Annotated in this window: 35 protein-coding genes; 32 read left to right on the top strand and 3 right to left on the bottom strand. The window is 50.6% G+C overall.

Annotated features, from left to right (window positions below):
* Positions 1-52: 52 nt before the first annotated feature.
* Positions 53-454, bottom strand: coding sequence for a hypothetical protein (locus tag ACI5FR_RS08830; RefSeq protein WP_405453197.1), 402 nt, complete (start codon positions 452-454; stop codon positions 53-55).
* A gap of 159 nt (positions 455-613) precedes the next feature.
* On the opposite strand from ACI5FR_RS08830, the gene ACI5FR_RS08825 reads away from it, so the two are divergent.
* The 9 genes from ACI5FR_RS08825 (at position 614) to ACI5FR_RS08785 (ending at position 4,922) form a co-directional block, all read left to right on the top strand.
* A complete protein-coding gene (locus ACI5FR_RS08825) occupies positions 614-817 on the top strand; it encodes a hypothetical protein (protein ID WP_405453194.1) in 204 nt (67 codons plus the stop codon).
* Between the two features lie 314 nt (positions 818-1,131).
* Positions 1,132-1,629, top strand: a complete 498-nt coding sequence (locus ACI5FR_RS08820) for a helix-turn-helix domain-containing protein (RefSeq protein ID WP_405453192.1) — start codon at positions 1,132-1,134, stop codon at positions 1,627-1,629.
* The gene (locus ACI5FR_RS08815) at positions 1,629-1,931 is read left to right on the top strand and encodes a hypothetical protein (RefSeq protein WP_405453190.1); all 303 of its coding nucleotides are present in this window, start codon (positions 1,629-1,631) and stop codon (positions 1,929-1,931) included. The genes ACI5FR_RS08820 and ACI5FR_RS08815 overlap by 1 nt, the downstream gene beginning before the upstream one ends.
* 69 nt (positions 1,932-2,000) lie before the next feature.
* Positions 2,001-3,011 (top strand): DUF4373 domain-containing protein, encoded by a 1,011-nt coding sequence (locus ACI5FR_RS08810; protein WP_405453187.1) that lies wholly within the window; start codon positions 2,001-2,003, stop codon positions 3,009-3,011.
* 83 nt (positions 3,012-3,094) lie between these two features.
* Entirely contained in the window at positions 3,095-3,328 is a 234-nt protein-coding gene (locus ACI5FR_RS08805; RefSeq protein WP_405453184.1) for a hypothetical protein, read from the top strand.
* 15 nt (positions 3,329-3,343) lie between these two features.
* The gene (locus ACI5FR_RS08800; RefSeq protein WP_405453182.1) at positions 3,344-3,733 is read left to right on the top strand and encodes a hypothetical protein; all 390 of its coding nucleotides are present in this window, start codon (positions 3,344-3,346) and stop codon (positions 3,731-3,733) included.
* Positions 3,730-4,029: a hypothetical protein gene (locus tag ACI5FR_RS08795; protein WP_405453179.1), complete on the top strand. Its 300-nt coding sequence runs from the start codon at positions 3,730-3,732 to the stop codon at positions 4,027-4,029. The genes ACI5FR_RS08800 and ACI5FR_RS08795 overlap by 4 nt, the downstream gene beginning before the upstream one ends.
* 227 nt (positions 4,030-4,256) lie before the next feature.
* The gene (locus tag ACI5FR_RS08790; protein WP_405453177.1) at positions 4,257-4,736 is read left to right on the top strand and encodes a hypothetical protein; all 480 of its coding nucleotides are present in this window, start codon (positions 4,257-4,259) and stop codon (positions 4,734-4,736) included.
* Positions 4,737-4,772: 36 nt separating this feature from the next.
* Positions 4,773-4,922, top strand: a complete 150-nt coding sequence (locus tag ACI5FR_RS08785; RefSeq protein ID WP_405453175.1) for a hypothetical protein — start codon at positions 4,773-4,775, stop codon at positions 4,920-4,922.
* Here the strand turns inward: ACI5FR_RS08785 and ACI5FR_RS08780 are convergent.
* Positions 4,909-5,223 carry a hypothetical protein gene (locus ACI5FR_RS08780; protein ID WP_405453172.1) on the bottom strand — a complete coding sequence of 105 codons (315 nt, stop codon included), beginning with the start codon at positions 5,221-5,223 and terminating at the stop codon, positions 4,909-4,911. The genes ACI5FR_RS08785 and ACI5FR_RS08780 overlap by 14 nt on opposite strands.
* A 1-nt stretch (position 5,224) precedes the next feature.
* Positions 5,225-5,461, bottom strand: coding sequence for a hypothetical protein (locus ACI5FR_RS08775; RefSeq protein ID WP_405453170.1), 237 nt, complete (start codon positions 5,459-5,461; stop codon positions 5,225-5,227).
* 119 nt (positions 5,462-5,580) lie between these two features.
* On the opposite strand from ACI5FR_RS08775, the gene ACI5FR_RS08770 reads away from it, so the two are divergent.
* From ACI5FR_RS08770 to ACI5FR_RS08660, 23 genes are all read left to right on the top strand, one after another.
* Complete coding sequence (locus ACI5FR_RS08770; RefSeq protein ID WP_405453168.1) at positions 5,581-5,895, top strand: hypothetical protein; 315 nt, start codon at positions 5,581-5,583, stop codon at positions 5,893-5,895.
* 39 nt (positions 5,896-5,934) lie between these two features.
* Positions 5,935-6,237 carry a hypothetical protein gene (locus ACI5FR_RS08765; RefSeq protein ID WP_405453166.1) on the top strand — a complete coding sequence of 101 codons (303 nt, stop codon included), beginning with the start codon at positions 5,935-5,937 and terminating at the stop codon, positions 6,235-6,237.
* Positions 6,238-6,266: 29 nt separating this feature from the next.
* Positions 6,267-6,773, top strand: a complete 507-nt coding sequence (locus tag ACI5FR_RS08760; protein WP_405453163.1) for a hypothetical protein — start codon at positions 6,267-6,269, stop codon at positions 6,771-6,773.
* A gap of 42 nt (positions 6,774-6,815) precedes the next feature.
* The gene (locus ACI5FR_RS08755; protein WP_405453160.1) at positions 6,816-7,514 is read left to right on the top strand and encodes a hypothetical protein; all 699 of its coding nucleotides are present in this window, start codon (positions 6,816-6,818) and stop codon (positions 7,512-7,514) included.
* A 49-nt stretch (positions 7,515-7,563) separates the two neighbouring features.
* On the top strand, positions 7,564-7,812 hold the full coding sequence (locus ACI5FR_RS08750; RefSeq protein WP_405453157.1) for a hypothetical protein: 249 nt from the start codon (positions 7,564-7,566) through the stop codon (positions 7,810-7,812).
* A 1,096-nt stretch (positions 7,813-8,908) separates the two neighbouring features.
* A complete protein-coding gene (locus ACI5FR_RS08745; RefSeq protein ID WP_405453154.1) occupies positions 8,909-9,499 on the top strand; it encodes a tyrosine-type recombinase/integrase in 591 nt (196 codons plus the stop codon).
* Positions 9,500-9,760: 261 nt separating this feature from the next.
* On the top strand, positions 9,761-10,516 hold the full coding sequence (gene terS / locus ACI5FR_RS08740) for a phage terminase small subunit (protein ID WP_405453151.1): 756 nt from the start codon (positions 9,761-9,763) through the stop codon (positions 10,514-10,516).
* A gap of 61 nt (positions 10,517-10,577) precedes the next feature.
* Complete coding sequence (locus tag ACI5FR_RS08735; RefSeq protein ID WP_405453707.1) at positions 10,578-11,204, top strand: HNH endonuclease; 627 nt, start codon at positions 10,578-10,580, stop codon at positions 11,202-11,204.
* Between the two features lie 48 nt (positions 11,205-11,252).
* The gene (locus tag ACI5FR_RS08730) at positions 11,253-11,981 is read left to right on the top strand and encodes a hypothetical protein (protein WP_405453148.1); all 729 of its coding nucleotides are present in this window, start codon (positions 11,253-11,255) and stop codon (positions 11,979-11,981) included.
* A gap of 134 nt (positions 11,982-12,115) precedes the next feature.
* Positions 12,116-12,463: a hypothetical protein gene (locus ACI5FR_RS08725; protein WP_405453145.1), complete on the top strand. Its 348-nt coding sequence runs from the start codon at positions 12,116-12,118 to the stop codon at positions 12,461-12,463.
* Positions 12,426-14,144, top strand: coding sequence for a terminase large subunit (locus ACI5FR_RS08720; RefSeq protein ID WP_405453142.1), 1,719 nt, complete (start codon positions 12,426-12,428; stop codon positions 14,142-14,144). Before ACI5FR_RS08725 ends, ACI5FR_RS08720 begins: the two co-directional genes overlap by 38 nt.
* 7 nt (positions 14,145-14,151) lie before the next feature.
* Positions 14,152-15,402 carry a phage portal protein gene (locus ACI5FR_RS08715; protein ID WP_405453139.1) on the top strand — a complete coding sequence of 417 codons (1,251 nt, stop codon included), beginning with the start codon at positions 14,152-14,154 and terminating at the stop codon, positions 15,400-15,402.
* Entirely contained in the window at positions 15,386-16,036 is a 651-nt protein-coding gene (locus ACI5FR_RS08710) for an HK97 family phage prohead protease (RefSeq protein ID WP_405453136.1), read from the top strand. Before ACI5FR_RS08715 ends, ACI5FR_RS08710 begins: the two co-directional genes overlap by 17 nt.
* A 10-nt stretch (positions 16,037-16,046) precedes the next feature.
* Complete coding sequence (locus tag ACI5FR_RS08705; protein WP_405453134.1) at positions 16,047-17,330, top strand: phage major capsid protein; 1,284 nt, start codon at positions 16,047-16,049, stop codon at positions 17,328-17,330.
* Positions 17,331-17,344: 14 nt separating this feature from the next.
* Entirely contained in the window at positions 17,345-17,626 is a 282-nt protein-coding gene (locus tag ACI5FR_RS08700; protein WP_405453131.1) for a hypothetical protein, read from the top strand.
* A 15-nt stretch (positions 17,627-17,641) separates the two neighbouring features.
* Complete coding sequence (locus ACI5FR_RS08695; protein ID WP_405453129.1) at positions 17,642-18,247, top strand: hypothetical protein; 606 nt, start codon at positions 17,642-17,644, stop codon at positions 18,245-18,247.
* 17 nt (positions 18,248-18,264) lie between these two features.
* Positions 18,265-18,609 carry a head-tail adaptor protein gene (locus ACI5FR_RS08690; protein ID WP_405453126.1) on the top strand — a complete coding sequence of 115 codons (345 nt, stop codon included), beginning with the start codon at positions 18,265-18,267 and terminating at the stop codon, positions 18,607-18,609.
* On the top strand, positions 18,609-19,031 hold the full coding sequence (locus ACI5FR_RS08685) for an HK97-gp10 family putative phage morphogenesis protein (RefSeq protein WP_405453123.1): 423 nt from the start codon (positions 18,609-18,611) through the stop codon (positions 19,029-19,031). The genes ACI5FR_RS08690 and ACI5FR_RS08685 overlap by 1 nt, the downstream gene beginning before the upstream one ends.
* The gene (locus tag ACI5FR_RS08680) at positions 19,024-19,380 is read left to right on the top strand and encodes a hypothetical protein (protein ID WP_405453121.1); all 357 of its coding nucleotides are present in this window, start codon (positions 19,024-19,026) and stop codon (positions 19,378-19,380) included. The genes ACI5FR_RS08685 and ACI5FR_RS08680 overlap by 8 nt, the downstream gene beginning before the upstream one ends.
* 3 nt (positions 19,381-19,383) lie before the next feature.
* Positions 19,384-20,295 carry a major tail protein gene (locus tag ACI5FR_RS08675; protein WP_405453118.1) on the top strand — a complete coding sequence of 304 codons (912 nt, stop codon included), beginning with the start codon at positions 19,384-19,386 and terminating at the stop codon, positions 20,293-20,295.
* A 64-nt stretch (positions 20,296-20,359) separates the two neighbouring features.
* Entirely contained in the window at positions 20,360-20,671 is a 312-nt protein-coding gene (gpG, locus tag ACI5FR_RS08670) for a phage tail assembly chaperone G (protein ID WP_405453115.1), read from the top strand.
* Positions 20,635-20,901: a hypothetical protein gene (locus tag ACI5FR_RS08665; RefSeq protein WP_405453112.1), complete on the top strand. Its 267-nt coding sequence runs from the start codon at positions 20,635-20,637 to the stop codon at positions 20,899-20,901. Before gpG ends, ACI5FR_RS08665 begins: the two co-directional genes overlap by 37 nt.
* Before the next feature lie 11 nt (positions 20,902-20,912).
* Positions 20,913-23,537, top strand: a complete 2,625-nt coding sequence (locus ACI5FR_RS08660; protein ID WP_405453110.1) for a phage tail tape measure protein — start codon at positions 20,913-20,915, stop codon at positions 23,535-23,537.
* Positions 23,538-23,540 lie beyond the last annotated feature (3 nt).

The raw sequence follows: 23,540 nt of genomic DNA, 5'->3' as shown, positions 1-23,540 counted from the left end.
TGTATGTTCGTATTATAGTCTAAAAATAATAGCCCAGTAAGGGCTATTTGTATTATTTTACGTTATCTTGGTGATGCTGCTCCTTTAAGCGTTTAAAGAGCTCAATATCCTCTTTAAGCCTGCGAGCGACTTCAGGTGTTAGTTCATGTTTTACTCCGCCGAGGTAAGCCACATTAATATTTGGATCGACCTCATAATCATCCTGGTTGATGTTACTCTTTTCGCCCTCTAAGTAGCCAGCTGCTTTCATAAAATCCTCACGATTTATGTTGTGGTGAGCTTTGTCAGCAAGCTTACTAATTATTGCAGCACTTGGAGGAGTATCAACTAGGCAGCGCAGTAATCTAGAAATATAACCAGGATCGACGCCAGCATCAGAACCATATTTATTTATCGATCGCTTCCCCTTCGATAACTCAAGGAGTTTTGAGAAAGCTTCTTTATCAAATTCCATGACAAAACCACCTCTGATTCCATCTTACAATAGGTGTTGTCTACGGGCAATATTGCGGCACAATTTATCATTGCCTACAAACAATAAAAGTGGTTGACTATTGTCTGTGGACATGATAGTATAACTATTGTCAGCAGACAATGAAAGGGGTGATACGAATTGAATGTCAACATAGAAGAGTTACTTCTCCTGGCAGATACAGAGCAATGGAGTATTCCAAAGCTTGCTGATAATTTAGGTGTGGAATACTCATATCTTCACCGTGTCATTAAGGGTAAGAAGAATGGCGGCGGCAAGCTTTTCAAAGGTATTTATCAATTATGTATAAACAAGAACCTTGATGTAGGAAGGTTTTTATTTTAACCAAACCATTGTCGGCAAACAACGGAAAGGCGGTGCCCTGTTGCGGAAAGAACATAGATCAGCGGCTCAGAAACAACCAACATTTATTGTCAATGAGCTGAATAAACCCTCAGAACAAGCGATCTTTAACGCTGTCCTACTCATGATGAAATTCCGCAGAGCTAGAAGACAGCGTGAGTTGCTTGAATCAAAGAAAAATCCCGCCATGAACTAAGCGGGCAAGGGACATCGGTGAACAACATAAGCATACTACTTGCCCCTGTCACATAACCACTAGTTTGATGTGCAGACTCTGCAAAGGAGGTGATTAGAAAGTGTCAATTGGACAAGCCCTTGCATCGTACCGAAAAGAAAAGAACCTAACGCAACAGCAGCTGGCCGAACAATTTCCGATTGATCGTACACTCTTATCGCGTATCGAAAGCGGCGAACGTGAAATCCCTGCGGTAGTGGAATCGAAGATGGCCGGAATGTCTTGGAAATTTGCTTTGGAGATCGCGGAACTGCGGACAGGCGGCTTTATCTCGTATCTGTTGGGCGACGTACCGAACCTTGACTTACACCCGGCTGCTCTAAAGGATCTTCTGCTCAAAGAGCTCGCGGAGGCAGAGACAGCACTGGAGGGACTTACCTTGGCTAAACATCTTGATCCCGAGAAGCGACGCGAAAGTGCTGTACGTGTCTGGCAAGAACTTATGGATGTTGAAGGAAAGTCCGCAATCCTCCGGGGCATCCTCGAAGAAGAGTTTTGTTTAGATCGGAAGCGCCTGATCCAGAAACATGAAATGGAGACGAAGAAAGGAGAACGTTAATGCTCACATTTGATTTGTCCAAGCCTGTAGAGGCATATCAGCGACTGAACATTCTGCTTGCGTACCAAACCCGATTGATGGAGTTTCCAACTGACTTCGATCCGGAAGTTCTCGAAGCCGCTAAATGTTTCGTCAGCGCTTCGATCGCCGAACTAGAGGCGGATTTAACTTTAGAACAAGAAATAGCCACCGGCCAGGGTGACTATCAGCAAGCGCCCGTTTACGAAACAGCACTTATTTGTAGTGTACCGTACGAGCAAGAAGTCAACAAGGGGGATCATCAAGCATGCGAGCAAATATGAACAAGTATGCCGGAACATCCCATATTCCAGCTGGACAAGCTTCCGATTGAGCTAGTGAGGTGAAGGGAAGTGGCAAGACCCAAAAAGGAAGGGCTCGAATATTTCCCTATAGATGTCGACATGGACCAGGACGACAAGTTAGTTGTTGTTATTGGTAAATACGGCATGCTTGGATTCGGCATTGTTGTTCGATTGATGGCAGAAATCTATAAGAACGGGTACTTCTATACTTGGACAGAGCGAGAGCAATATGCTTTCAGTAACAAGGTAAATGTTGACATAAACACCGTTTTAAGCGTAGTTAATGAATGCTTTAAGTGGGGTTTCTTCCACCAGAAACTGTTCGATGAATATATGGTATTGACCTCAAAGGGCATTCAAAAAAGGTATCTGATGGCCACCTCTAAGCGGGTACAAGTGGCAATTAAATCCGAATTGCGGCTTGTTCCTCAAATAGTTTCTGATACCGGAAATGGTGTTTCTGATGACAGAAACGAAGTTACTGAAGGCAATCCGTCTACTGAAAGTACACAAAGTAAAGTAAAGGAAAGTAAAAGTAAAGTAAAAGAAAGGAATAAACCACCACAGGACCCCCCTCGGGATTCAAAAACGTATCCCGAGGATTCCCCAGCGTACAAAATGGCCCTTTATCTTTATCAAAAAATTATGGAGCATGCAGAGGAATCAGGTGTTGGACACCTAATCGCAAAATCCAATCTGCAAAAATGGGCGGATGATTGCCGCAAGCTTCTTGAACTAGACAAGGTGGATAAAGCACTCATACGCGATGTTATTGACTGGTCAACCTCACATCATTTCTGGAAATCAAATATACTGAGCGCTTCAAAGCTTCGAAATAAATTCAAAGATTTAGCTATCCAGATGGCACAAGAAAAGAAACCGATACCGCCGGTGCATAAAAATGCCAAGTCGGATCGAACACCCAGCGGTAAACCTAAAATCGCCATAATCTCAGATGTGCCTCAAGGGCCACCGCCTACGGACGAGGAAATCCAAATCATGCTTGCGAGAGCTCGTAAATTGGATTCACAGAGCAATCGGCGGGATGGTGACAGGTGATGGGAACCCCATTTGATTGTTTACTCGACGACCCCCGGCCCGACCTTACTAGGGATACACATCACTGGAGACGGCTTATCCGGTTGGCGATCCAGATCAAGGACCGCGAAATATCCAAGGTCCTAGCCGTCAGGTTGTGGTATCTACGGGCCTTTGGAACAACGGTCCGCTGGACCCACAATGGTATTAAGTTCGATCCGGTACTTGCCCCATATGGGGTATGGGACAAACCGGAGGACTTCGAAGCCGCGAAACGGCAGTATTTTGCACAATATCGAAACGAGATCATCGAATTGCTTGCCCAATTGGATTGGTGAGGAGGTTGGATTCTAATGGTGTTAACGGAGCATCAAGCAAGGGTGTTCGATGCCATAAAACAAGGTTCGGGAGAAGTTTCAAAATCCGAGCTTATCAGGCTGCTGCAACGTTATGGCGTTTCTGATTATCACATCCAGCGCACCGTTGAGGTGCTTATCGACAAACAGGCTATTGCTCGGGTTCGTAAGGGAGTGTATAAGGCCCTTGCTCAGACCTACCTTATCGCTGAACCGGCGAGGGAACAGGCGGAATCCATAACGATCAACACGACCATTCCTCGCGGCAAAATGTTGTACATCGTCAATAATTACGGAAAATTCCCACGATCCGAACTCGCTCGGCGTGCTGGGATCAGTAAATTGGTGCTGAATCAGGTACTGCTCGAACAGGGGCTTGGTGTATGAACGAGAAGGCGCTGCAATTAATTCACGACGCTCTAAGGCCACATATGCGAATAGGGAGCGGCGTGGACCTCAGCCGTCTTCGGCTCATGGTTTGCCCGCTATCTGATATCGCCAAGCGAGATTACGTCAATACCGAGTATGGCCGCTTGCGGATCTGGCCTGCCGAGTATGTTCCGAAGGGCTTTGCATACATCATCGAAGATCCGGGACGTATCGGTCGAGTTTTCGCGTGGGTAAGACGGAAATCAAATAATCAGAATGAGGTGCTGACAAATGAGCAAACACGATCTTGCTAGAAAAAATGACCTTATCAACACGCTGTGCAAAGCAAAGGAAAAGGCACAGAACGCCCATTTGTATCTGATTACGAACAATCGGGACGAAACAGAAATCGAGTCCACGTCCCAAGCAATCGCACATGTAAACCTCGCTTTAGAATCACTCGGCGCTCTGAATCCTGAAAATTCGTAGGGGGATGGGCTTGCAGCTGCACTAATCAAAAATTATAGGAGCGTGTAAGGAAATGGTGAAAAACACCGTGCAATTTACAAGCGTTGAACATAAAGCCCATTTTATAAAATTAAGAGAGAAATACCCACAAATTGAGAAGGCAAGCGATTACCGAGCGGCAGCATACATCGTAGCATTACCAGACGTTTTTAATCATGTAGGGGACCCGAATCAACTTGAATGGCTATTTTCATGGTGCTACGACTATGAAACAGTGAAAGTGGGAGAACATGACGAATGGGATTATTCGAAGGATGGTTCCTACTATCGTCGGGACTTCAAGAATGTGGATGAGCATGGAGACATGATTACTGGAGGAGAACGATTCGCAGGATTGTCTGGTGGGGCAAGGCGTCTTGTTCTGGCCGCTATGAATTTGTATAACGGCGCTAAGGGATTTGATTTAGAAGATGGGATATGTTCGTGGGATAATCGGCTGTTCGGGGTATTCCTTAACGCTTGTCTGTTAAGAAAAGGCGGAAAAATCGGCTGATACAACAAAATGAACAATACAGGAGGCATGAGAGGTATGGAAGAAAAAAAGGAATCCGCCGCAATGGCGGCGGAAGTGTTGGGTTCGATTAAAAAAGGCGAAATGACGACGAACCAAGCCCGCGCCAAATTCGGACTTGAACCGATCGGTGAACCGGCCGCAGATGCCTTTATTAAAAGAGAGTGATCTGGTAATCGGCAAGTTTTCTTTCGGGATCGTCAACGAATGTCATGGCCTCTATCTTCATTCCGAGGACACTACAAACATCAGGAATAAGTTCTAATAAATCGGGCATAGCGATTTGTTTCTCGAAGACTTTGTCAAGGCAATGGCGCAATTCGCGGGCGTAAATGGTGTTGAACTTTTCACCAACAAAAAGCATGTCGTACTTGCGCATGGTTGTTTTCAGATCTTCCTCAGACTTAATTATTCTCGATGCAATTCGTAATTCTTGGAGAATATCAGTGACGACTTTTACATTGTTCATTTCAATTCGTCCCTTCGAGCGGCGATTCAACCTTGACGTATTTACTTTCAAATTCTGCAAAAGGGATATCCATAGCAACATCATCATCGCTAAAGATCATCACACCTCGTTTACCGGTATCTACGTCAAATGTCGATCCGCCAAATTGAACGATTTCATTAGTTTCGATGTTTCTATACCTAGGTTGTTCATTGACCCAGTTAAAATAACTTTCAACATTTTTGTTCCTATGTGCCACTAGTGGTCACTCCTTTTAATGACGAATCTATAAATCGAATTATATTCCAGGATTTTATTGGAAACAAGGCTCTTGATGCTAAACCATTTAAATACGTAAGTACATGAGGAGTGAAAAGGATGAAGACAGCCCAAGAAATTGAGCGGTTAAAACAAGATTGGCTTAACGATCCGTGTTTTGATTTGGCTGAAACCGAGGGCTTTGAAAATCACAAAGAGGAGCTGCTAAAGTTTCAGCAAGAAACGGAGGCGGCTTGGAAATCCAAGTATGAGGCTGATCAAGCAGAGATTGACACGGAGGCCGAGAGGATTGGAGTCAAGGGGCTTTATCGGATTGTGCTGGCGATGCAGAAGGTACACGGCAGAGCAATACAGCTCCTGACCGAAGGGAAAACCTACGAAGCCTATCGTGCTCTGCAGGGTTATGTGGAATGAACACCGACTGAATACGGAAGGACATGAGGAGGGTTTTCATTGATCGAAGCAATAAAAGATGCCGTCTCCTTGGCAACGCAAAAATTCCACGACATTACCGGCAAGCGTTGCGAAAAATGCCCGGCATTCTGGGAAAACGTCGACTATTGGGGCGAATGGGACGCCGGATGCACATTACACCGAGATCATTTAGAATTCTGTCCCCTATCCCTCTTACCAAAAGCCATCATGAAACCATATGTCAAGCTCAAGGTTCGTCAGGAAGAAAGGTATTGGGAAAAGCTTTATGAACAGGAGCTAGAAAAGGATCGCGGGGCACACTTTCGAAACGAACATTCGTGAATACGGAAGGACATGAGGAGGACGACAGAATGATCTGGGAACTATCGAATAGAGCCGATATGAAAGCAAGACTCATCGCGGATAGGCATTATAATCGGCAGAAAATAGGTTCGGCTCAATTTGTCCCTCCTGGACGTTGCCTAGTTCTTTACGCTGAAACAAGAAGTGGACGCGCCTTTTGGGTTACATCATGGCCGTTTGCGGAATACGTCATGCACGAATGGGCAGGAGCATGGATGTGTTCAGCTTTCCGGAATGAAGGAGCAGGGGTTGCGAGTGAAATGATTACCCAAGCCGTAGCAGCTACACGTGCTTACTATGGGGACCCGCCGGAACTCGGGATGGTAACGTTCATCGACCGCAGCAAGGTGAAACCTACAATGGTTCGTGGCCAAGCGACATGGGGTTACACCTGGCAGAAGTCCGGTTTTGAGTATGCAGGGGAGACCAAAGGGGGACTACTCGCCCTACAGTTAAAACCCGATCGAATGCCGGAAGCACTAGCAGCTGCACACACACAATTAGCAATGTTCTGATTAACATTCGCTGAATATTAAAGAATACGGGAGGAATAGGAAATGGATTTGAACGTGGCAGTAAACGAAGCATTGACGGAGCTAGTGGCAGACGGAACGGTTAAGGGTATGGTCCGAAAGACACTTGAGAAGGCAATCAAGGAGATCGTCGACGAGACATTCGGCGGATACCGCAGCACTTTCAAAAAAGAATTGCAGGCGCACATCGAGAAATCTCTAGCCGTCGATCTCGATAATCTTACGATTCCTGGTTACAACGTGCTTGTTATTGAATCGATCAAGGAAACGTTAGATAACGTCGTTCAGACGGAAGGTATTAATCGCATCCGGGAGGATATGATTAAGTTGCTCTCACCACTCGAAAAATCAGAATGGAAACTGTCGGAGATCATCGAAAAGATGAAAGCGGAAGCGAACGAGGATGATGAAAAGTGGGGTTCCCGAATCACATTCGAATATGACGACAACTTCTCTGCATGGTCTTACGTGTACATTCATCCAGATGAAGGAGAACACAAATACAGCTGCGATTATCATTTCCGTATCGAATGGTTTGATGAAAAAGACCATTCGAAGGGCGGTCGTATGATCGGCCCAAAAATCAAGGAGCAGGAATTGGACAAAAAGAATATACTCCGCGGATTCCACGGATTTGACGACTTCCTGTTCAGACTGTACGCTACCGGCGCGACGATCATTGCTGATGTGGATCACGTCGATGTGTATTATCCGGGGCCATAAGGCCCGCGCTATAACTGATAGATGTATTGCGAAGGGAGTGGCGAGAGGAATGAGCGCATATTCAGGCGTTGACCGTGGGTGGTACCAAACCCACGCCTTCAAAAAAAGTATAGCTCATCAAGTATTAGTGGAAAAACAAAAGAAATACGAGGCCGTCCTCCACGAGCTCCAGGATGGAAGGTGTATAGTAAAGTATCGTGGTTACTCCGATGAACAGCTTGCAGAAATCAAAAAGATGAAGAAAGAAGAAAGCATGGCTACCACAAAAAAACCAACGCCGAAAAAGCGACAAGCATAACGGGAAATGACTAAACAATAAAAAGCCCCTGGGATTCTTTCCCTAAAGGCTTTCTGATCCGGCGGTGAGCACCGGATGAATAAAGCGTAACACCCACATAATGGAAAAACAAGGCTCGATTTTGTAGGACAAGCGAACCACGAAAAGGCCCCCGGCCTATGGGGATAGGACACCGGGGGCGAATGGTTGTTCTCACTATTTCATTGTACCACAAAGTGAAAGGGTGAGGGGAATGATGTCGGTGAGCATTAAGGATCTGTTTCCCACCGCAACTGCTGATGACATTGCGCGAGCTAGAGTCATACTGAGCAGCTATAAAAAACATAAGCGGTTAAAGGACGATCTAATCAAGAACCCGCCAGATTCAGACAAACAAAGGATGGCACTTTCTTTATCGACACGTGAGACCAAGACCGTTGAACGCGCGGTCGGTCAAATCCTTGACGAGCAGGTAAGGCGAATCATCGAATTCCGTTTCCTGGAGGGCAATTCCAGGGCGGCAACCCTAATGAAATTCGCATCGTGGAACTACTCCGACAAGACGATCGACCGCAAAATCCTTGAGGGAATCGAGTCGGTCGCTAACACGCTGCTATACATCGAGTAAAAATGTCCATTTTATGTCCCAATCATGTCTCAAGCATGACCACAAAATGTCCGGACCCGCGCGGTACAGTAGAACCCATAGGAACCGAGAATGTTTCGGTTCGGGGATGGTCTACTGTACCCCTTATCACGTAGACACTCGGTCATGCTGTGGGATGGATACGAGAACCATCCTTAGACGATTAGCGTCGATGGTGTGATGTGAGGCGGGGTTCGATGCCCCACTATGAAGCGAGAGAGCCGTATGTCGGCTCTCTTTTTACTTTGCGACAAGTGTTAGGCTGGAGCGCGTAGCTTCTGCTATGCGTTGCCGCATACCACTTTTTTGCGGGGATGGTGATCGACATGAACGTTTTTTACACGACACCAAGAGTTCGAGAGCGAGCGGAACAACCGATGAAGTGCGTCGGGTGCATATGGGGTAGGTTCGATGGCGTGAAGCAATTTTGTCCAAAGCCGACCTGTATAAGGGAGGAGGTTAAGCTGTCGGATGAACGTTGTCCAGCCGATCCGCGACAAGTCGATTGTCGAACAAATCCTCCTGTACCTGAAACTCACGAACGAGAGGGACTATATTTTCTTCGGAATGGGTGTCCATAGTGGTCTCCGGGTTTCGGACCTGCTGAAGTTAAGGGTTCGGGATGTTCGGGATCAGCTACATGTCGTGTATGTACCCGAGAAAATCAAGTCCCGGCTCAAGAAAAGGCGCAAACAAAAGATGTTTATCATTCATCCGGACATTGCAGAGGATCTTCGCCGCTTCATCGAGGGAATGGATGATGACGAATATTTATTCGCCAGCAGGCAGCGGAAGACGATCACCGGAGCGGTCGGGGAACCGATCAGCCGGGTAACGGCTTACCGTATGTTGAACAAGGTGGCCCGGCGATTTGGGGTGCAGCAGATCGGGACACACTCACTTCGAAAGACGTGGGGATACCATCTCTACATGGACGATCCTACAAACTTAGCGTTACTAATGAAGATGTTCGGACATGAGGATATGACCACCACATTGCTATATTTGGGGCTTACCCAAGACGCCATGGATGCCGCAATTCGAGGTTTGAGTTATACATAATCCGGTCATTGTTACACTCAAAGAAGCGAAGCAAAAAAAGCTTGACTTTATCGGATTTCTTCGTTCGTCCGAGTGTAACAGAATCAGTGTTATGTTTCACTCTACTGCCAAGAATTAGTGGAAATTGTGGAGGCCGATCAGCTGCAAATAGCCGGTTTCAATAGTAACGGTTTTGGTCAGAAGGTCAAAGTGTACTGGTCAAACTCAATTCGTCATTCGATCCGATTTTCCTAGACCATTTTGGGGGTGAGGTGAAATGTAATGGCGCGAGAAAAAAGCCCTCTTCGCGAGCAAGCTTTTAAGCTTTGGTGTGAGGGTGGCAGAACGCGAAAACTTGCTTCTATTGCACGTGAGCTTGGCGTGAAGCCGGAACTGATCCGCAAGTGGAAGCATGAAGGGAATTGGGAAGAACGGCCCGATCCGGGTCCACGTCGGCGAGGAGCTCCGAAAGGAAATAAGAATGCCATCGGGAACAAGGGCGGCGGCGCTCCGCTGAAAAACCAGAATGCGTTCAAGACGGGACTTTACTCGACTATCTGGGAAGATGTGCTTGACCCCGAGGAGCAAGCCAAGCTCTTATTCGTCGAAACCGATCCAGTGAGACAAGTCGAGAACCATCTTCGATTCCTGGAGTTGCGGGAACGGCGAATGCTCCAACTCCGAGCCCGCATTTTGGAAGGATGGGATGCGTCCAGCATTTCCACCAAGAGCGAGGCATTCACGGAGGTTGTTGAAGGAATCGGGGATATACCACAATTCGATGAAGAAGGCTTCTTGAAAAATGGGCCTCGACGCGAGACGGTGATGAAGGAGACTGAGCGAACCGTCAAGACGAGTCAAAAGCTCGAACGTATTCTTGCGATCGAGAATGCGTTGACCAGTATCCAGGACAAGAAGCTAAAATGCATCGAACTGCTTTGCAAGATCGAGGCGCGTGAGCTAACCGCCGAAGAAACACGGGCGCGGATCGAGCGATTGAATCGGGAGAACAAAATCTTGGCAGCTAAGGAGTGGTGATGTGGCCAAGTACGCAATCCTCCATGCGTTCTATACAAGCGAAGCATGGCAGAACTTTCGAATGGTCATCATCATCGAGCGCGGGTTGAAGTGTGAACATTGTGGACAACGTGTGACTAACTCGAAGGAGCTCACGTTGCATCATATTACCGAACTGACTCCTGAGAATGTTCACGATCCGATGATCTCGCTGAATCCCGCGAATGTGATGGTCGTTCACCATGATTGCCACAATGAAATACACAACCGGTTCGGCTATAAGAAAGAGGCGGGCGTGTTCATCGTGTACGGTCCGCCGCTGTCAGGAAAGGCCGACTATGTTCGTCACCATATGGCTAGGGGCGATCTCGTCGTGGATATGGATCGGCTATATGCTGCTGTCTCGATGCTGCCTTACTACGATAAACTAGACGGGTTATTCAGTAACGTGATCGGCATCCACAATCAGCTGATTGACAACATCAAGACACGGTTTGGGAAGTGGCGAAGTGCCTGGATCATCGGGGGCTATGCGGATCGGTTTAAGCGTCAGCGATTGGCATCGGAGCTTGGGGCGGAACTCATCTTCTGCAACATCAGCCGAGAAGAATGTTTGCGGCGTTTGGATGTGGACGGGGAGCGGCAATACAGAAAGGATGAATGGCGGGTATTCATCGAGAAGTGGTTCGAAACTTATAGTGTAGATTGAACAGGAATCACCGCCAACGTATAGAACATATGTGGTGGGGGTGAAAGTATGTTTAATGTCACTGATTTGGCATTTGAAGAAGCAAGACTTGTTTCCATAGCCGAGTACGAATATGGGGAGTTTTTTGATGTTGCTAATTCTTGCATCAGATTCTTATGGCGATTCCACTATGAGACAAATGCAGATTGTTGGATTTTCCTTGGCTTTTTAGCTCAAATTCAAAAAAGCCTTCAGCTTGCAATTCTATCAACGCTTCGAAGGCATGATATTCAAACAAGCATGATGCTTCGGTACACGCTTGAAACTATTTGCCTATCCTTGTACAGCATGGAGTTTAGAGAGGAAAAGTATTTTAGTAAATATTTAGGGGATGGTACAGTATTACCAACTAAAGCATTATCTGATTCGTACAACTGGTTGAATAAAATTCTGCCTGAACAAAGCGAAAAAATAAAGAACATTAAGGAGAGCATCAACAAATTTTCAGTACATGGTAACATCCTTCCCTCATTTTACAACACTGATCTTTTCAAAGAAGATGGGAAAGCAACAATTTTTTTCTTTGACAAGGAACACAGCGATATTACAAAAATGAGAATGTGGTGGATTGCGGATACATGCATTGGGTATATGATGATGATTTCAATTGTTAATGAGAAATTCCCAACCATAAAGCTAGTTTCGAATTTTGATGATGTCCTGGAGAGTTTGTTTAACAGAATAAAAAAAGTCGAAGCTGAACTCAGGAAGACAGAAACATTCTTAAAATATTACTAGGGCACCTATCGGGTGCTTTTTTTTATTTGACCACCCCCCGGTCAAGAAATACTTGCGATGCCGTGGGTACCGTAGGGGGAAGGCAAATTTCACACGAACCAAAAATTTTGAAAATCGAGCGAGGCGATTTTCCGTTGACGAAATCGGACGTGTACCGGAATGAGCTGGCGAAGCTGGAGGAGATCTTCCGAGAAGTGGACCCTGCCCAAGCGAAATTGGTGGAGGGCTTGATCAAGGATGCGGCCTTTTTGGCTGCGGACAACCATGTATTACGGGAAGCGATCGACAAGACGGGGACCGTTCAAATCCATCCGACGAATCCGAACCTCCAGCGAACAACCGAAGCCGCCAAGCAATACCTGAAAAACCTAAACTCTTATGCCGTGGTCATCAAGACGCTGAACGGCGTCCTGAGCAAGAACGGATTCGAGGGTGAGGATGATTTTGAAGAATTCATGCGAGAATCCCGAAAAGGGTCATAGTTACCTTCTCGAATACAGGCAGGCGATTCAAAACGGGGAGATCATCGCCGGGGCCGAGTTGATCCAGCAGCTTGAGAACCTTATCGCGGACTTGGATAGTCCCGCTTTCGTCTACGATACAGCGGATGCCCACTTCCGGATCATGTTCGTCGAGCGGTTTTGTAAGCATACCAAGAGCCCGTTCTATGGCAAGCCGTTCCTGCTGGAGCTGTGGGAGAAAGCATTCATCGAGGCCTTCTATTCGTTCAAGTGGAGCGACGAGGGGTATCGGAATTATTATGGAGAGGCCCCGCCCAAGAAGAAGTTGCGCCGGTTCAAGAAAGCGATCTTGCTGATTGCCCGAAAGAACGGAAAGTCGACCCTTTGCGCGGCCTTGGGCCTGACTGAACTCATGTGTGGCCATGGCGGCAACGACATCGTGTGTTCCTCCAACGATGATGCCCAGGCCTCGATTATCTTCGAGGAAATCGGCCACATGCGGCAGCAGTTCGATCCGAAGGACAAGCGAACCCATAAGAATCTCCAGGGCATTTACAACACGAAGAACAAGAGCAAGGTGTTCAAGATTTCCGACCGAACCCGCAACAAAGAGGGGCGGAACATCGACGGCGCGATCCTGGACGAGTCCAACGAGATGAAGGACAACACAATCGCGAAGTCCATCGACCAATCGCAATCGACGAAGGACGAGCCGTGGTTTATCAACATCACGACGGAGGGATTCGTCAATGGCGGCTACTTGGATAATGAGCTCAAGTATGGCCGGGCGGTACTCGCGAAGGAAGTCGAGGACGAGACGCTTTTGACATGGCTGTACACCCAAGACAATGAGCAAGAGATTTGGCAAGATGAGAAGTCTTGGCAGAAATCGAACCCGAGCTTGGGGCTCATCAAAAAACCGAAATACCTGAAAGACCAAATCCGTAAGGCCCAGCGAGACAAGGCCGAGCGGATTTTTATGTTGGCCAAGGACTTCAACATCAAGCAGAACAATGCGACGGCCTGGCTGCTTCAAGAGGATTTGGTCAACGACGAGACGTTCGACCTGGAGGACTTCCGGGACGGCTTCGCGATCGGCGCGGTGGATCTCTCCAAATCCGGCGACCTTGCGTGTGCGCGGGCGCTGCTCATGAAAGGGAACAAGAAGTTCACGGTGCAGCGCTACTTCATTCCACAATCCAAGCTCGACAACCTCAACCGTGAGGAGCGCGACCGGTTCGGACAATGGCTGCGGGATGACCTGATCACGGTTTCCGACGGAAACGAAAACGACTTCCGGCATGTGACGGCCTGGTTCGTTCGGCTGTACAAGGAGTTCGGCATCCGGTTTTTCAAGGTCGGATATGACAAGTGGTCGGCGGTGTATTGGGTCAAGGAGATGGAGGACCACGGGTTCGACATGCAACGGGTCAATCAGGATTGGGGCAGCATGAGCGAGCCGATGAAGCTCGTCGAGGCCGACCTGAAAAGCAAGTTGATCAACTACAACAATCACCCGATTGACCGTTATTGTCTGGAGAACACGGCGCTCAATATCAACAACAAGCTGGAGATCATGCCAGTGAAAGTCGAGGGGAAGGAAGACAAGAAGATCGACGGCGCGGTGACGATCATCATTGCCTACCGAATTTATATTGACAACCGATCGGAGTTTCTGACCCTGGTTGGACGAAAGGGGTGAAACAGAATTGGCCTTATTGCAAAGCCTGAAGGGGTTCGTGAGCAAGGGTAAGGAGTTCGTGCGAGCAAAGATTTTGAACGGCTACGTTCCCATATTCTCGCAATTCGGGCAGGACATTTATGCGTCGGACATCGTGCAAAACTGCATCGACATCATCGCAACGGAGATCAGCAAGTTGCAGCCGCGCCATATCCGGGTGGATGGGAGCGGGATGCAGACGGTACCGAAGGGACCATTAAACCGGCTGTTCAAGTTCGCGCCGAACGAGATCATGAGTACCCGCGATTTCCTGGAGAAACTGGTTTGGCTGCTGTACCTGAACTATAACGTGTTCATTTACCCGACCTACGAGTACACGAAAGCGGCCAACGGAACCGAGTCACGGACCTATACCGGGTTCTATCCGCTCAATCCGTATCAGGTGGACTTTCTGCAAGACGAACGGGGGACCTTGTTCGTGAAACTGTACTTTCGTTCCGGGGACAGCTTTACGTTCCCCTATTCGGATGTGATCCACATCCGGAAGAAGTTTTCCGTGAACGACATCATGGGCGGCGGGCTGAATGGCCAGCCAGATAATGCCGCGCTACTTAAAGTGCTGCAAATCAATGATGCCGTGTTGCAAGGGCTCGAAAAAGGGATCAAGACTAGCCTGTCGATTCGTGGCGTCTTGAAAATAAACACCATGATGAACGATGAAGGGCAGCGAGCGGAGCGGGAACGATTCGAGAAGCTGCTGCAATCTGGTGATTCCGGCATTCTCCCGATCGATCTCAAGGGAGAACTGACGCCGCTCAATCTCGACCCCAAATTCGTGGACAAGGACACGCTTGCATTCCTCAAAAGCAACGTCTTGGAATGGTACGGGGTGTCGCTTGCGATCCTCTCCCGCGATTATTCCGACGAGCAGTACCAAGCGTTTTATGAGAACACGTTGGAACCGCTCGTCATCGGACTGGCCCAAGCGTTTTCGAAGACGATCTTCACGGCTCGGGAGCTGGATATGGGCAATGAAATCGTGTTTTATCAAAAAGACATGATGTACCTTAGCACGACCGCCAAACTGAACCTGCTCAAGACGGCAGGCGAACAAGGGCTTTTAAGCGACAACCAAAAGCTCGCATTGCTTGGGTATCCGCCGATCGAGGGTGGGGACCGGCGAACCATGTCGCTAAACTATATCGACGTCAATCTCGCGAACGCCTATCAAATGGGGCGGAGCACGAATGGAGGAAAGAGCGATGAGCAAGCCAATTAAACTGCCGGGCCGCGAGGAACCCGTCAAGCGTAGTTTCGGGTTGGTTGATCTCCGAGCGGTGGACGATGGCAATTACATTGAAGGGCATCCAGCCGTCTACGACCAGAAAACGAACATCGGCGGATGGTTTTACGAGATCATCGAGCGCGGCGCGTTCGACGGCTGCAATTTTGATGACGTTTTGTTCAGTGTTAATCATGACCTTCGCAAAATCCCGTTGGCCCGCAGCCGACGCAACAACGGCAACAGCACCATGCAGCTGCGGACCGATGATGTCGGTTTATATATCCGCGCTAGTCTGGATAGTGAGAACAATGCCGAAGCGAAGGCGCTCCATAGTTCGGTCAAGCGAGAAGACATCGACGGGATGTCTTTTATTTTTTACGTCGGTGATGAGAAGTGGGAAGACCTGGATTCGGAAATCCCTACCCGTCGTATTCAGCGCATTACGAAAGTAATCGAAGTGTCTGCGGTCAACTTCCCGGCCTATACGGGAACTGACATAAATGCTCGTGACCAACACGCATTGGATAATGCGCGAACAGCGTTGGAGAACGCCCGGTCTCAGTTGGATAACTCGAAAAGCGAGCTCGAACTGCTGCGTCTCAAAAATCAAATTCTGATGAAGGGTTAAGGTGAACCACATGAACAAGAAGAAACTGCTCGAAATGCTCCGCAAGAAAGAAGCACGCAAGGCCGAACTCGGGACGAAAGCGAACGCCGCCACGACCGTGGAAGAACTCCGAAGCATTAATGCGGAACTGGAGGCTTTGAACGCGGAGATCGCCGAGCTGCGCAGCATCACGGATGCTATGCCGGATGACGAGAGCGAGACTGAACAGCGCGGTCAAACAACCTCCCAACCGGAACAGCGCGGGTCATCGCCTGTCGGCGCTACCCATATTATGGGCAGCTATGGGGTCGGAGCGGCGGGCCAAGGCCAGGGTCAGCAGCGGGCGCAAGAACCGGATGAATTCTTCGGGACTCTTGAATACCGGAAAGCGTTCATGGCCTTCGCCAAAACCGGGCAAATCCTCCCGGAGCTGCGTGCAAACGCCATGACCACGACCACAGATGTTTCGGCTGTGATCCCGACCACGATCCTGAATGAGGTCATCCGGCGATTGACCGTGTATGGGCAAGTATACAGCCGGGTCCGGAAGCTGAACGTGCCGGGTGGCGTAGAAATTCCGATCTTGTCCTTGAAGCCGGTCGCGACCTGGATCGGCGAAGCGACGCCGTCGGACAAGCAAAAGGTCCAAGCAAACACCAAGGTGTCGTTCAGCTACTACGGCCTGGAATGCAAGGTATCGATCTCGCTCCTTGCAAGCACCGTGACGCTGGAGGGATTCGAGACGACGATCACGGACCTGATCGTGGAAGCCATGATTCAAGCGATAGACATGGCCGTCATCAAAGCAAACGGGACCGGCAAGATGCTGGGCATCACGGTCGACACTCGTGTTCCAACCGCACAAAAAGTCACCTTGTCCGCCGAGGAATTTTCGAGCTGGGACGGATGGTCCAAGAAAGTGTTCGCCAAAATGCCGCTGGCCTACAAAGCGGGCGCGACGTTCCTGATGGCGTCGGGCACATTCGAGGCGTACATCAATGGGATGGTGGATGCGCAAGGCCAGCCGATCGGTCGCGTGAACTACGGCATCACGGAAGGACCGCAGGGTCGATTTGGTGGGAAAGAAGTCATCGAGGTCGAAGATGACGTCATCACGCCCTATGATGACGCTGCGACCGGCGATGTCGTGGCCATTTACTGTAACTTGCGGAACTACGGGATCAATTCGAACTTGCAAATGACGATGTTTCGATACTTTGACCACGACACGAACGAATGGGTGGACAAAGCGATCCTGATCGCGGACGGCAAGCTCATCGATCCGAACGGCGTGGTCATTATCAAGAAGGGATAAGGAGCGGGTCTACCATGACCGAAGCCGAATTGCTTGCGGAATGCAAGACCGGCCTGAATATCCCGCTTGCGAGTACCGGATTCGACGGGGTACTCCGTCAAAAGCTGCTTGCCGTGAAGGGGTATCTACTCGGGGCAGGGGTGTCCGAAGCCAAGCTCGACACCGATCTCGCGGTGGGGACGATCGTGGTCGGAGTCACGGACCTATGGAACATTCAAAGCGGGGAGATTCGATTCTCCCCGGTGTTCCTCACGCTTGCGACGCAGCTCGCGACCGCCAGCCTGCCACAATCTTAGAAGGAGGTCAGTACCATGTACCCATTCAACTACAAAAAGGGGCATAAAATCCAAACCGACGCCCCTGGATTCGCCGCCAAACAATCGTTTTTGGCACGGATCGCCCTATCTTCCGTCCAGGCTGTCGCGGCAGCGGTGGCGGGTATACTCCCAGCCGTCACCGACTCTGGGGCACAGCAAGTCATTACGACCGGGTTCACGAACCCGGCATATCCTCGCAATGTGACGGCGACCGCTGGCGGGACCGCAACGGACATCAAGGCGATCCAAGTCATTGTGGAGGGGACCAACTTTGCGGACGAAGCGATCGCGGAAACCTTGCCCGCCTTCACCGTGGATACGGCGGGGACTGTTACAGGCAACAAGGCATTCAAAACCATCACGAAAGTCACCATCCCGGCCCATGACGGGACCGGTGCCACGACATCGATCGGCTTCGGTACGAAGCTGGGGCTTCCCTACAAGCTGGCGCACAACACGATCCAGGACGCCTACCGAAACAATGTTCGGGAAGGAACAGCGCCAACCGTGGTCACATCGGCAACCGCCATCGAGGCGAATACCGTGACCTTGAATAGCGCCTTGAACGGGACGCCGGTCGACCTCTATCTTTTCGTGTAAGCGAGGGGGGAACCCACATGTTCAAACCGACCGCACAATTCGCAACCGTCGTTCGTGTCCAGCATCGGGTGGCAACCGATGTGAACGGCGCTCCGGACGTCAGCTATATCGACGCTGATCCGGCGCTTGACTACTGCAACTGGAAAAGCCGTGGAGGCACTGAAAGCACTGAATCCGGTACGCTGTCGGTCGAAGACACAGCAGAGGTCATGCTTTGGTTCCGCGAGGATCTCAATCAGCAGGATCGGCTGCTCCTCCATGACAAGACCGAGCTCGCCTACGACATCATCGGCCCGCCGGAGAACATCGAGATGCGCAACATGTGGCTGCTCCTAAAGGTACGCCGGGCGGTGAATGCCTAGTGGCCAAACGATACACCGCAGGCCGATCGATTCGGCTGGACTTAACCGGCCTGGAGGAAGCGGCGAAGCGGATCGCGAATGCGGGCGGGAGCGTCGATGCAGCGGTGAAGATGGCGATCCATGAGAGCGCCGAGCCGATTCGGGCGGAAATTGAAGCCTGGGCGGAGAAACACAAGCTGACAGGCACGATGCTGAAGGGCGTCGACCTCTCCGAGCCGGTTCAGTCGGGTAATGAAATCAGTGTGACCGTGGGAATCAATGACGATAAATCGCCGGGTGCCTGGCACGCCACCTTTGTCGAGTATGGCACGCCGACGCAACCGGCTGACCCTGGGATACGGCTCGCCTTTGATCGGAATCGATCCAAGGTCAAGAGCATTCAGCGGAAAGTGTTGATTCGGGAGGGGTTGCCGCTTGAGTGATATCTATAGTTTGCTAGCCGATACCTTGAGCGGTATCGGGTACCCGGTCCGGGAACAAGGGACCTTTGCGGATGAGAACAAGCTGCCGGAAACGTTTATCACGTATTTTGTAGTGGATACGCCGAACAACAGCCACGCCGACAACCTCCCGACGAGCCGCACCACCCGCGCACAAATCACGTTGTACAGCAAGAAACCGGCCTTAAAGCAAGGGGCCGACGCTTCGATCAAGGCGGTCATGCTCCCGGCAGGCTTCCTCCGGGTGGGGGGCCGGGATTTGCCATACAATCCGAAGACCGGGCATTATGCCTATACTTGCGACTATCGCTATTACGAGTTGGAGGAATGACCGATGACGGATAAAAAATATGGGGAATTCGTGGGCGTCGACAATCTGTATTACGCGCCCATTCTTCAGGATGACAACACCGCTTTTGTAACCGGCACGCCGGTATATCTCGCGCCTGCAGCTGAGATTAGCGGCGAAGCGGAAACGAACAATACGCCTACGTACTACGACAACAAGCCCGCATTTAACTACGTAAGCGAAGGCGTGACCACGATCACGATTACCGCTTCCAATGTCCCTGCGGCAAAGATGGCAACCTTATTGGGGAAATTATTCGATGCCGCGAGTGGCCGGGTATACGATAGCGGCCAGCCGAATCCCCCGAGCGTGGCCGTGGGGTTCCGGTACAATGTGGGACCGGGCGAATACCGCTATTACTGGTACCTGAAAGGGACATTCAGCGGCGGGGCCGAAGAGGCGGCAACCAAGTCGGCTGACGTGGATATTCGTACGTATCAGCTGACCTATACGGCGGTCACGACTACGAAGGAATGGACAATCGGCGGACAATCCATGTCTTTGAAGCGAGTTTTCGCCGACACATCCGACAGCGCGTTCGCGGCGGCGGGATGGTTTTCGCAAGTTCAAACGCCGGACACGACGATGGCACCGACCGCGATTGCGCTCTCCACGATCGCGCCTGCCGATGGCGCAACGGCGTTTAGCCGCAGCGGGGTGATTGTCCTGACCTTCAACAACAAAATTGCAACCGAGGCCATCACGCTGCTCGACAGCACAACCGGCAATACGGTTGCCTTCACGAAATCGTGGGACGTGGCCGGGAAGGTGCTGACGTTGACGCCTTCGGCCCAGTTGGCCGCGACAACCAAATACATCGTAGCCGTCGCCGGCGTCGTGGATGTGTATGGCCAGGCGCTGGCCGCATCCGGAAAAGACTTTACGACAGGAACCTAATCGAGAAGGAGGGCGATAAACTCGCCTTCCTTTTTTGTTCGATCATTTGAAGGAGGTACCCCCATTGAAACCGGTATACATCACATTTACGGATGCGCAAGGCACGACCACTAATACGTTTACCACCTGCTCGCTGAAAACGGGGATGATGGACACGATATTCGACATCGCCGAACAGGCGGAGCAGCTGAAGAGCGGCAAATCCGATATCAAGCAATCCCGACAGTTCTTCAAAGACTTAAAGGCGCTGATTGTGGCGATCTTTGGCGGGCAATTCTCCTATGATGAGCTCAACGAGGGGGCCGAACAATCGGAGATCATGCGGGTGTTTAACGACATTTGTTCGAAAATTTCAGGAGACATGCGAAAAAACTGACGGCGGGGGAGCTTCCGCAAGAAGACACCCCCGCTGAATACCGCAAAACGATCGTCGGCCTGAAGCGAACGATATGCCGGGAATTTGATTGGTCGCTTCATCAAGTGGATGAAACCGATTTTTCCAACTTGATCGCCTTCATCCAGTATAAGCCGAGCGACGATCCGAACATTCGGGTCATTAACGGCAAGACCTATCACCGGGCAACGAAGGCCCCATCCTGGCTATGAGGAGGTGAACCATGGCAAACGAGAACGATATCGGCGGAAAGGTCGGCCTAGACGTCACCGAATTTAAAGCCGGGATCGCTGAGTTAAATCGGCAAATCAAGGTGATTGATTCGGGATTCAAAGCCGCAGCTGCCGGAATGGATGACTGGAGCAAATCGGAAGAAGGGCTTCAAGAGCGCATCACGTCGCTGAATCAAATCACCGATCTCCAGCGGCAGAAGATCGCCAACCTGACCAATGAATACGAGCGGATTGCCGCCGAGAAAGGCGAGACGAGCAAAGCGGCCCAGGATCTCCAAGTCCGGATCAACAAAGAGACGGAAGCGCTGAACAAGAACATGCTGGAGCTGAACAAATCGACGGCAGCGCTGAAGAGCTTCGGCGATGAGTCGGAGGCTACGACGAAAGACGTTGATCACCTGGACAAGAGCGTCGACGAAGCCCAGCAGGCGCTCAAGGAAATTGGCGGCAACGTGGCCAAGGCGGCAGCAGCCGGTGTCGCGGCCATTGGAGCCGCAGCGGTGACGGCGATCGGCGGGCTGCTCAATTTCAGCGGAGACTCGACCCGAGCGATGAACAAATTGCAGGCTCAAACCGGGGCGACAGCAGAACAAATGGCCGAATTCCGCGATACCGCAAAGGCCATTTATACGTCCAACCTCGGGGAAAGCATTGACGATGTGGCCAACTCCATGGCATCGGTCAAACAAGTAACGCAGCAGACCGGAGATGAGCTGGAGAACACGACCAGGAAAGCGCTCCTTATGCGCGACACGTTTGGCTTCGACGTACCGGAGAGTATCAACACGGTCAATTCGCTGATGGACAAGTTCGGGATCACCGCCGACCAAGCCTACACCCTGATCGCCCAGGGAGCCCAAAACGGGGCCAACAAGAACGGAGACTTGCTCGACGTGCTCAACGAGTACGCGCCGCAATTCTCCGCGCTTGGTTTCAGCGCCGAGCAGTTCACCGACATTTTGATCCAGGGCGCCCAGGACGGCGCGTTCCAAGTGGATAAGGTCGGCGACGCCATCAAGGAATTTACGATCCGCTCGAAGGACATGTCGACGGGTACGAACGAGGCATTTACAACGTTGGGCCTTGACGCGCAAAAAATGGGGGCGTCCTTCGCCGCAGGAGGCGAGAAGGCACAAGGAGCCTTTCGTGAGGTACTGACGGCTCTGAATGGCATCCAGGACCCTCTCATTCGCAACCAGGTCGGGGTTCAACTCTTTGGTACCCAGTTTGAAGACCTGGAAGCGTCAGCGATCCTATCGCTTGGCAATGTCCAAAATGTGACGAGCTCCACGGCGGACACGCTTCAGCAGATTAACGAGATTCGGTACGATGACGCAGGGTCGGCTCTGGAAGGACTCAAGCGGCAGCTTATCACAAGCCTTGCCGATCCGATCGAGGAGAAGCTGAAGCCGAAGATATTGGAAATGACGGAGAGCTTGAAAAACGTCGACGTGACGCCGATCGTGAACGGGCTGACCTGGATCATTGACAATGCGGGCAACCTTGCGGCAGTTGCGGCCAGCATCGGTGCGGGGATGGCCGCTTGGAACGTGGCGACCATGATCCAAGGGGTTGTCAAAGCCATTCAGGCATGGCGGGTGGCGACAGAGGGGATGACCATCGCACAGATCGCCCTTAACGCTGCCCAGGCGCTCAACCCGATTGCACTCGTCATAACGCTCGTTGCGGCACTCGTTGCGGGGATCATCGTCCTGTGGAATACGAATGATGACTTTCGAAATGCGTTGATTGGCGCGTGGAAGGCGATCGAGAACGCCGGAAAAGCCCTATGGAAGTGGCTTGTGTCGTTCTTTACCGAGGACATCCCGAAGGCGTTCCGGACCGCGCTCGATTGGTTCAAGAAGCTGCCCGAAGAGGCGGCGCGGTTCTTCAACGAGCTGCCGGGAAAAATCGGGTATGCGCTCGGGTTCGGACTTGGAAAGATGGTGCAATTCGGCCTCGATGCGCTCGATTGGGTGAAGACCGAAGTGCCAAAAATCATAGCGGCCATTGTTGATTTTTTTGTTGGCCTCCCTGGAAGGATCGCTTCAGCCCTTTCGAATGCGTTGAAGGCCATGGGATCATGGTTTGTAGACATGGTGCAGCTCATCAAAGATGAAGGGCCTGGGATCATCAGTAATATCGTCGATTTCTTTTCCGGGTTGCCGGGCGACATGTTGAACATCGGGAAAAACATCGTGACCGGACTATGGGACGGGATTAGCGCCATGACCGGGTGGATCAAGGATAAGATCAAAGGATTTGCATCCGGCATCGTGAGCGGAATCAAGGATGTACTCGATATCCATTCCCCGTCACGGGTAATGAGGGATCAAGTCGGGATGATGATCGGGGCCGGAATGGCGGAAGGCATCGTAGACAGTACCCGACAAGTCCATGCCGCGATGGAACAGCTGAACGGTCAGGTGTCGCTCAACCAAGCGGGAACGGCTACCGCTGGAAGGGTAGGGCAAATCGCGGGAACGAGCACCACAAACACGTATAACTTCGAGGGCATGCTGAGCGGTGCGGTGTTTAACGTTCGGAATGAGGGAGATATCATGCGGACGGCTCGGGAAATTGGCAATCTCGTCCTAAGCGAGATCAGGGGGTGACAA

It is taken from the genome of Paenibacillus sp. HJGM_3, from assembly GCF_045062745.1.
Classification (GTDB): domain Bacteria; phylum Bacillota; class Bacilli; order Paenibacillales; family NBRC-103111; genus Paenibacillus_AA.
This window is presented reverse-complemented; position numbering and strand designations above follow the sequence as displayed.

Coding starts and splice junctions, on each gene's coding strand:
- ACI5FR_RS08830 (WP_405453197.1), bottom strand. CDS start 454: ATGGAATTTGATAAAGAAGCTTTCTCAAAACTCCTTGAGTTATCGAAG.
- ACI5FR_RS08815 (WP_405453190.1), top strand. CDS start 1,629: ATGCTCACATTTGATTTGTCCAAGCCTGTAGAGGCATATCAGCGACTG.
- ACI5FR_RS08800 (WP_405453182.1), top strand. CDS start 3,344: ATGGTGTTAACGGAGCATCAAGCAAGGGTGTTCGATGCCATAAAACAA.
- ACI5FR_RS08795 (WP_405453179.1), top strand. CDS start 3,730: ATGAACGAGAAGGCGCTGCAATTAATTCACGACGCTCTAAGGCCACAT.
- ACI5FR_RS08790 (WP_405453177.1), top strand. CDS start 4,257: ATGGTGAAAAACACCGTGCAATTTACAAGCGTTGAACATAAAGCCCAT.
- ACI5FR_RS08785 (WP_405453175.1), top strand. CDS start 4,773: ATGGAAGAAAAAAAGGAATCCGCCGCAATGGCGGCGGAAGTGTTGGGT.
- ACI5FR_RS08780 (WP_405453172.1), bottom strand. CDS start 5,223: ATGAACAATGTAAAAGTCGTCACTGATATTCTCCAAGAATTACGAATT.
- ACI5FR_RS08770 (WP_405453168.1), top strand. CDS start 5,581: ATGAAGACAGCCCAAGAAATTGAGCGGTTAAAACAAGATTGGCTTAAC.
- ACI5FR_RS08760 (WP_405453163.1), top strand. CDS start 6,267: ATGATCTGGGAACTATCGAATAGAGCCGATATGAAAGCAAGACTCATC.
- ACI5FR_RS08755 (WP_405453160.1), top strand. CDS start 6,816: ATGGATTTGAACGTGGCAGTAAACGAAGCATTGACGGAGCTAGTGGCA.
- ACI5FR_RS08750 (WP_405453157.1), top strand. CDS start 7,564: ATGAGCGCATATTCAGGCGTTGACCGTGGGTGGTACCAAACCCACGCC.
- ACI5FR_RS08745 (WP_405453154.1), top strand. CDS start 8,909: ATGAACGTTGTCCAGCCGATCCGCGACAAGTCGATTGTCGAACAAATC.
- terS (WP_405453151.1), top strand. CDS start 9,761: ATGGCGCGAGAAAAAAGCCCTCTTCGCGAGCAAGCTTTTAAGCTTTGG.
- ACI5FR_RS08735 (WP_405453707.1), top strand. CDS start 10,578: ATGGTCATCATCATCGAGCGCGGGTTGAAGTGTGAACATTGTGGACAA.
- ACI5FR_RS08730 (WP_405453148.1), top strand. CDS start 11,253: ATGTTTAATGTCACTGATTTGGCATTTGAAGAAGCAAGACTTGTTTCC.
- ACI5FR_RS08710 (WP_405453136.1), top strand. CDS start 15,386: ATGAGCAAGCCAATTAAACTGCCGGGCCGCGAGGAACCCGTCAAGCGT.
- ACI5FR_RS08705 (WP_405453134.1), top strand. CDS start 16,047: ATGAACAAGAAGAAACTGCTCGAAATGCTCCGCAAGAAAGAAGCACGC.
- ACI5FR_RS08700 (WP_405453131.1), top strand. CDS start 17,345: ATGACCGAAGCCGAATTGCTTGCGGAATGCAAGACCGGCCTGAATATC.
- ACI5FR_RS08695 (WP_405453129.1), top strand. CDS start 17,642: ATGTACCCATTCAACTACAAAAAGGGGCATAAAATCCAAACCGACGCC.
- ACI5FR_RS08690 (WP_405453126.1), top strand. CDS start 18,265: ATGTTCAAACCGACCGCACAATTCGCAACCGTCGTTCGTGTCCAGCAT.
- ACI5FR_RS08675 (WP_405453118.1), top strand. CDS start 19,384: ATGACGGATAAAAAATATGGGGAATTCGTGGGCGTCGACAATCTGTAT.
- ACI5FR_RS08660 (WP_405453110.1), top strand. CDS start 20,913: ATGGCAAACGAGAACGATATCGGCGGAAAGGTCGGCCTAGACGTCACC.